Origin of the sequence: Pseudomonas sp. Sample_10 (genome assembly GCF_004321495.1) — a bacterium.
In the GTDB taxonomy this organism is placed as follows: Bacteria; Pseudomonadota; Gammaproteobacteria; order Pseudomonadales; family Pseudomonadaceae; genus Aquipseudomonas.
This window is the reverse complement of the sequence record NZ_RCOE01000093.1, coordinates 1-1,296: the sequence shown is the minus strand read 5'-3', so window position 1 is coordinate 1,296 and position 1,296 is coordinate 1. Positions and strand designations below refer to the sequence as shown.

Here is a 1,296-nt window from a genome sequence, read left to right as displayed (position 1 = left end):
GCGCAATTCTATAGACGCCCCAGATAGGTGTCAACCCAATAAAAAAGCCCCCGCTGAGCGGGGGCTTTCTCAAAGCATCAAAGCCATCTCAAAAAAGAGATTACTCGATGATTTTGGCTACAACACCAGCACCAACGGTACGGCCGCCTTCACGGATAGCGAAGCGCAGACCGTCTTCCATTGCGATGGTTTTGATCAGGGTAACAGTCATCTGAATGTTGTCACCTGGCATTACCATTTCAACGCCTTCTGGCAGCTCGCAGTTACCAGTCACGTCAGTTGTACGGAAGTAGAACTGTGGACGGTAGCCTTTGAAGAACGGAGTGTGACGACCGCCTTCTTCCTTGCTCAGAACGTAAACTTCTGCGGTGAACTTGGTGTGCGGCTTGACCGAACCTGGCTTGACCAGAACCTGGCCACGCTCAACGTCGTCACGCTTGGTACCACGCAGCAGAACGCCGCAGTTCTCGCCAGCACGACCTTCGTCGAGCAGCTTGCGGAACATCTCAACACCGGTGCAGGTGGTGGTGGTGGTGTCACGCAGACCAACGATTTCCAGTGCATCTTGAACGCGAACGATACCGCGCTCGATACGACCAGTCACAACAGTACCACGACCCGAGATCGAGAATACGTCTTCGATTGGCATCAGGAATGGCTTGTCGATAGCACGCTCTGGCTCTGGGATGTAGGTGTCCAGAGTCTCAACCAGCTTACGAACGGCAGTGGTGCCCATTTCGTTGTCGTCTTTGCCTTCCAGCGCCATACGAGCAGAACCGATGATGATCGGAGTGTCGTCGCCTGGGAAGTCATAGGTGGACAGCAGGTCGCGAACTTCCATCTCAACCAGTTCCAGCAGCTCAGCGTCGTCTACCAGGTCAGCCTTGTTCAGGAAAACCACGATGTACGGAACGCCTACCTGACGGGACAGCAGGATGTGCTCACGGGTTTGTGGCATCGGACCATCAGCGGCCGAGCAAACCAGGATCGCGCCGTCCATCTGGGCAGCACCGGTGATCATGTTCTTCACGTAGTCAGCGTGACCTGGGCAGTCAACGTGAGCGTAGTGACGAATGTTCGAGTTGTACTCGACGTGCGCGGTGTTGATGGTGATACCACGAGCCTTTTCTTCTGGCGCGCTGTCGATCTTGTCGAATTCAACTACGGCCGAACCGAAAACTTCGGAGCAGACGCGAGTCAGAGCAGCGGTCAGAGTGGTTTTACCGTGGTCAACGTGACCGATGGTGCCAACGTTGACGTGCGGTAGGGAACGATCAAATTTTTCTTTAGCCACGA

1 protein-coding gene is annotated in these 1,296 nt (G+C 54.7%); it reads right to left on the bottom strand.

Annotated elements, in window-relative coordinates; all coding sequences use genetic code 11:
- Nucleotides 1-100: 100 nt before the first annotated feature.
- A complete protein-coding gene (tuf, locus tag D8U18_RS08790; RefSeq protein WP_008065716.1) occupies nt 101-1,294 on the bottom strand; it encodes an elongation factor Tu in 1,194 nt (397 codons plus the stop codon).
- Nucleotides 1,295-1,296 lie beyond the last annotated feature (2 nt).